The organism is Burkholderia sp. Se-20378 (assembly GCF_017104665.1).
Classification (GTDB): domain Bacteria; phylum Pseudomonadota; class Gammaproteobacteria; order Burkholderiales; family Burkholderiaceae; genus Burkholderia; species Burkholderia lata.
Genome location: NZ_JAAGPG010000611.1, coordinates 1 through 4,393, shown reverse-complemented (window position 1 = coordinate 4,393; position 4,393 = coordinate 1). Strand labels below are relative to the sequence as shown.

Sequence of the window (4,393 nt, the reverse complement as noted above, 5' to 3'; positions counted from 1 at the left end):
CCTGCGCTGCTGCGTGCGTTCGGCGCGCGCTATCCGCAGGTGCGGCTGCAACTCGCGGAGGCGACGAGCGACGTGCAGATCGATGAACTCGTCGCGGGCCGCATCGACGCGGGGCTCGTCATTCCGCCCGTGCCGCCGCGCCACGCGGCCGGGCTGTCGTACCTGCCCGTCGTGCGCGAGCCGCTGGTGGTGGCGATGCCGGCCGCGGCGAGCGATGCGCCGGAAGACGAGCCCGTCCGTCTCGCCGAGGTTGCCGCATTGCCGCTCGTGATCTTTCCGCGTCGTTTGGCGCCCGGCTTTTATGACATCATTACGGGCTGCTACGGCGCGGCGGGGGAAACTCCGCACATCGGCCAGGAGGCGATCCAGATGCAGACGATCGTCAGCCTCGTGTCGGCCGGCATGGGCGTCGCACTGGTGCCGCAATCGCTGCGTAACCTGCGGCGCACCGGCGTGGTCTACCGGCCGCTTGCCGATCACGCGCCGGTCGTCGAGACGGGCCTCGTGTGGCGCACCGGCGACGTGAGCCCGGTGCTGGCCGGCTTCATCGACGTCGTGCGCGCGCAGGGCCTCGCCCCGTGACGTGAACGATGACGCGCCGGTGCCGTCCAAAGCGCGGTGCTGCGCGTTTGCGACGGCCGTACCGCATTCGAAAACTTCTTCGCTAACCCATGATCATTCACCCGAATTTCGACCCCGTTGCGATCCATCTCGGGCCGCTGGCCGTGCGCTGGTACGGGCTCATGTATCTCGTCGGCTTCATCGCGGCGATCGTCGTCGGCCGGATCCGCCTGAAGCTGCCGCACGTCGCGGCGCAAGGCTGGACCGCGAAGGACATCGACGACATGATGTTCTACGGCGTGCTCGGCACCGTGCTCGGCGGCCGGCTCGGCTACGTGCTGTTCTACAAGGCCGATTTCTATTTCTCGCATCCGCTCGACGTGTTCAAGGTGTGGGAAGGCGGCATGTCGTTTCATGGCGGCTTCCTCGGCGTGACGCTCGCGATGATGCTGTTCGCGTGGCAGCGCAAGCGTCACTGGCTGCAGGTCACCGATTTCGTCGCGCCGATGGTGCCGACGGGGCTCGCGGCCGGGCGGCTCGGCAACTTCATCAACGGTGAACTGTGGGGCCGCGTGACCGATCCTTCCGCACCGTGGGCGATGCTGTTCCCGGGCGCGATGCGCGACGATGCGGCATGGTTGCCGAAGCATCCGGAGCTCGTCGAGAAGTGGCATCTCGCCGACGTGTTCATGCAATACCAGATGCTGCCGCGCCATCCGTCGCAGCTTTATGAAATCGCGCTCGAGGGCATCGTGCTGTTCTTCGCGCTGTTCCTCTTCGCGCGCAAGTCGCGGCCGATGGGCGCCGTGTCCGCGCTGTTCCTGATCGGCTATGGCCTCGCACGCTTCACGGTCGAGTTCGCGCGCGAGCCCGACGACTTCCTCGGCCTGCTCGCGCTCGGCCTGTCGATGGGGCAGTGGCTGTCGCTGCCGATGATCCTCGCGGGCGTCGCGCTGATGGTCTGGGCGTATCGCCGCCGCGCGGCGAATGCCGCTGCGTGATGCACTGCCGATGCACGTGCGATCGGCGCGTGCATCGGCACCATCCAGGTCAATAAAAAACGCCGGCCCTCGGGCCGGCGTTTTTCATTTCGGACTGCCGCGCGCTGTGCGTTACTTCATCTGCACGGAGCCGTTGACGGTGACCGACACGGTGGCCTTGCCGCCTTCGACGGCGATCGGTGCGCTCATCTTCGCGCTGTCCATCGGCGCCGCGGCCATCGCCATCATGCGCGGGTACGGCTGCACGTTGCGGCCGCCGCCGACGTTCACGTCGCGGATCGTGTAGCTGCTGTAGCCGAATGCCTTCGCGGCTTCGTCCGCGCGGGCGCGGAACGACTTGATCGCTTCGGTCGTGAGCTTCTGCTCGGCTGCACGCTGTGCTTCGGGCGACAGCGAGAACTCGACGTTCGCGACCTGCATCAGGTTCGACAGCTGGCCCGCAAGCTTCGACGCCGCCGCGAAATCGCGCGATTCGAGCGCGACCTCGGTGCGACCGCGCCATGCGGAGATCTTGCCGTCGCGATCGGTGCTCGGGTACACGGAGAATGCACCCGTGTGTGCGGTGACGCCCGATACGCCCTTCGCCTGCGACAGCGCTGCGTCGGCGCGCTGGTTCAACTGCGCGGTGAGGCTGCCCGGATCCTTGGCCTGCTGCTCGTAGAACAGCGTGATGTGGATGATGTCCTGCGGCACGTCGGCGCTGGCCTGCGACGACAGCGACAGCACGCCTGCCGGCTCCGGAAAGTGCGGGTTCGCGGTTTGCGCGTGCGCGGTGGTCGACGCGAGCGTCAGCGCGACGGGAACGGCGGCGGCAAGGGCGAGCGACAGCGCGAGTGCGGATTTCTTGGTCATTGTTGGACTCCTTGTGCGAGGGCGTGCACGCGGATCACGCGTGCACGACGCGGGCGTACCGCGCGACGAAAAAAACGACAGCCGGCCTGATCGGCCGACAGCGGTTGCTTAGGCCGCGCGAAAGTGCCGCGAGTTCCGTGGCGGCAGTGCGTACTGACCAGATTTGACCTTTGGCGTGCGCCTACTTCATCAGCTTTTCGGTGATGAAGCGCCATTCGGCGCGCGTGACCGGCGTGATCGACAGTCGGTTGCCGCGTGCGAGCACGCGCATGTCGGCGAGTTCATCGTGTTCGCGCAGCGCCGCAAGCGGCACGAGCGCCGATTTTTTCACGTACTGCACGTCGACGAGCAGCCAGCGCGGTGCTTCCTGCGTCGACTTCGGGTCGTAATAGGGGCTTTTCGGATCGAACTGCGTGGGGTCGGGGTAGGGCGTCGACGACACTTCGGCGAGGCCCGCGATGCCCGGCTCGGGGCAACTCGAGTGATAGAACAGCACGCCGTCGCCGATCTTCATCGTGTCGCGCATGAAATTGCGCGCCTGATAGTTGCGCACGCCGGTCCACGGCAGCGAGCGCTGCGGTGCATTGGCGAGATCGTCGATGCTTGCTTCGTCCGGTTCGGACTTCATCAGCCAGTATTGCATGGATCGTGATCGACGCAGAAAGAGGCTGCTACAAAAGAAAACGGCACCGGGCTTCGCCCGATGCCGTTGGATAGGCCCCCGCCTTGGCCGCTAGGCCGGCATCCTGAACCTGAGGTTCAGAATTGGTCGCAGTTAGCAGCACTTCGGGTACATCAGACAGAGTGACGCGCGCGCCCGTGCTACAAATTTCCGCAACCGTGCACATGGCATTGGTTCAAGGAATATATGACCTTGGCGAACCAGGCAGGGAAGCTGACTGAACTGTGCTTCGATGCGCCAATTTGACCACCGTTGATCGCGGAGATCAAGGGGAATCGACGCATCGATTAAAACGTTACTGCGTCTCGTGCTGTGCGAGCACCGCGCCGAGCTGTTCGTTCATCTGGTGCATTGTACGACGGATTTCCTCCGCGGGAAATGCTTCACCATGCCGCACGCTCGTTTGCAGCCGCAGCAATTCGGACGCGAGCGACAGCGCCGCCATCACGGCGATGCGATCGGTGCCGCGTACCGAGCTGTTCGAGCGGATTTTCGACATTTCGGCGTCGACGCGCGCGACCGCTTCGAGCAGTGCCGCTTCGGTCTCGGCCGAGCAGGCGAGCCGATAGGCCTGACCGAGTATCGAGACTTCGATCTGCTTGGTGCTCATGCATGTTCTCCGTGGCTGGCCGCGTCATCGCCATCCGGACGCGCCTGCGCATCCAGCAGGTCAAGCTGGTTGTCGGCTTGCTCCGCACTTTTCGAGCGCGGCAGCTTTTCGAGAATCGCGTTCAGTTTCACCTGGGCGTCGTCGATCTTTGCCGACAGCGTGTCACGCTCGGCCGCAAGTGCATTGCGTTCGTCGCGCAGTTGCGCGAGTTCCGCGCGGACAGCGTCCGCATCCGCGCGCAATTGCGCGACCTGCTCCTCGAGCGCGAGCCGTTCCGAGTGATAGCGCTTGTTCAGCGAAATCAGACGGCCAATATTTTGAGATAGGGTTTCGAGTTCGTTGAGCATTTGCTGCGTCCTCTAAAGACCCAGCATTTTAGCGCGGAATAACGCGCAATCCGACATCTGTAACGTTTCCAGTCGTAACACCCCTGCTTCTTGCCGCGAATCGGCGCTTCCCGTGCGTGTCCGGACGCTTCCTTGACGCTCGCGCAACCCGCTCCTAAACTGGCGCCGCCTCGGTGCTCGCGCGTGGAACGCGCGGTTAAACGGGAAGCAGGGCGCGGGCGCCGGAAGCTCGCTAACCTGCGCTGCCCCCGCAACGGTAAGCGGCCGCGTCCCGTGACGCAGGCCGGCTCGGGCGCGTTTCGCGTGCAGGTCCTGCATGCGGGCGCGGGCCACTGCGCGA

Annotated in this window: 6 protein-coding genes, 1 other RNA gene and 1 pseudogene; 2 read left to right on the top strand and 6 right to left on the bottom strand. The window is 65.1% G+C overall.

All coding sequences use genetic code 11. The features are described 5' to 3' along the window. Together G3N93_RS34805 and lgt are read left to right on the top strand one after the other, a co-directional pair. The coding region (locus G3N93_RS34805) for a LysR substrate-binding domain-containing protein (RefSeq protein ID WP_241026828.1) at positions 1-582 on the top strand (582 nt) is incomplete at its 5' end. Between the two features lie 89 nt (positions 583-671). Next, positions 672-1,562, top strand: coding sequence for a prolipoprotein diacylglyceryl transferase (gene lgt, locus G3N93_RS34800; RefSeq protein ID WP_011352909.1), 891 nt, complete (start codon positions 672-674; stop codon positions 1,560-1,562). A 111-nt stretch (positions 1,563-1,673) separates the two neighbouring features. On the opposite strand, the gene G3N93_RS34795 is transcribed toward lgt, so the two are convergent. The 6 genes and pseudogenes from G3N93_RS34795 to G3N93_RS42535 form a co-directional block, all read right to left on the bottom strand. Beyond that, positions 1,674-2,414: an SIMPL domain-containing protein gene (locus tag G3N93_RS34795; protein WP_174941592.1), complete on the bottom strand. Its 741-nt coding sequence runs from the start codon at positions 2,412-2,414 to the stop codon at positions 1,674-1,676. Positions 2,415-2,595: 181 nt separating this feature from the next. After that, positions 2,596-3,057, bottom strand: a complete 462-nt coding sequence (locus G3N93_RS34790) for an EVE domain-containing protein (protein WP_174942048.1) — start codon at positions 3,055-3,057, stop codon at positions 2,596-2,598. A gap of 71 nt (positions 3,058-3,128) precedes the next feature. Next, positions 3,129-3,310: non-coding RNA, 6S RNA (gene ssrS / locus G3N93_RS34785), on the bottom strand. A gap of 81 nt (positions 3,311-3,391) precedes the next feature. Next, positions 3,392-3,706: a cell division protein ZapA gene (locus tag G3N93_RS34780; RefSeq protein ID WP_011352906.1), complete on the bottom strand. Its 315-nt coding sequence runs from the start codon at positions 3,704-3,706 to the stop codon at positions 3,392-3,394. Further along, positions 3,703-4,053 carry an ATPase gene (locus G3N93_RS34775; RefSeq protein ID WP_174941596.1) on the bottom strand — a complete coding sequence of 117 codons (351 nt, stop codon included), beginning with the start codon at positions 4,051-4,053 and terminating at the stop codon, positions 3,703-3,705. The genes G3N93_RS34780 and G3N93_RS34775 overlap by 4 nt, the downstream gene beginning before the upstream one ends. A 12-nt stretch (positions 4,054-4,065) precedes the next feature. Further along, positions 4,066-4,393, bottom strand: a pseudogene (locus G3N93_RS42535) (hypothetical protein); the annotation flags it as partial.